Source organism: Peribacillus sp. P4_C12, assembly GCF_056402095.1.
In genome coordinates this window covers 1-881 of the sequence record NZ_JBFUIB010000983.1, presented here as the reverse complement: position 1 = coordinate 881, position 881 = coordinate 1, and the positions used below count along the sequence as shown (strand labels likewise).

At 30.1% G+C, this 881-nt stretch carries 1 protein-coding gene; it reads left to right on the top strand.

Annotated features, from left to right (window positions below; translation table 11 throughout):
* The coding region (locus tag AC1DUW_RS30710; protein WP_477644434.1) for a GNAT family N-acetyltransferase at positions 1-717 on the top strand (717 nt) is incomplete at its 5' end.
* Positions 718-881: the final 164 nt, after the last annotated feature.

Here is an 881-nt window from a genome sequence, read left to right as displayed (position 1 = left end):
TACCCGACATTTGCTTACTCTGTATTAAATAATTATATTCCTGGACAGGTTTATATGGATGAATTAAAGAAAACAGTTTTAGTTGGTACTGATTCAGGTATTTTTGTTGTTGGTGGAGACGAAATGAACAATGGTCTTAACAGCATATTTTTAGAGATTTATAGAAGTAGAAAAAATGATAAAAAGCGATTCACTTTGTTTTCTCCATCAAAAGAATGGGATCAAGTTATAAATAAGTTGTTTGGAAAAGAGTTAAGACAAATACAAAGATATTCTTTTCATTTTAATAAGGATACATATTCAACAATAAAAAAGGAAAAAGTCCCTAAAGATTTTATAGTAAAGAGAATAGATGAAAAAATAATTACTGAAAGTCTGGAATTTAATGAATCTTATTATAATGAATATTGGGGTTCAGTATCAAATTTTCTAGAAAATGGTTTTGGTTATTGTTTGTTACATAATGATACCGTTATAAGTGAGTGTACATCTATATTTAGTTCATCACAATTTGCTGACATTGATATTACAACTCAAAATAAGTATAGAGGAATGGGCTTAGCTCAAAATGTTGCAGAAATATTCATTGAACATTGTATTGAAAGAAATTTGAAACCCAATTGGGACTGTGTTGTTAACAATTTTGCGTCGATAAAGCTGGCTGAAAGATTAGGATTCGAAAATCCAATGGAATATTCGGTATTCGTTAGAAGGTAAAAGGTTCTTATTTCGCTAACGGGTGTTTTACTCCAATAATAGAGGTTGCTGAAGCAACCTTTTTGTTATGCAACTAAAGGGGCAGGTTAGCTCAATAAAAAAAGGACTTAAACTTTGAAAGGCGAAGTGAATCAATAAGAAAATACAGTCATAAGGAGAGATAT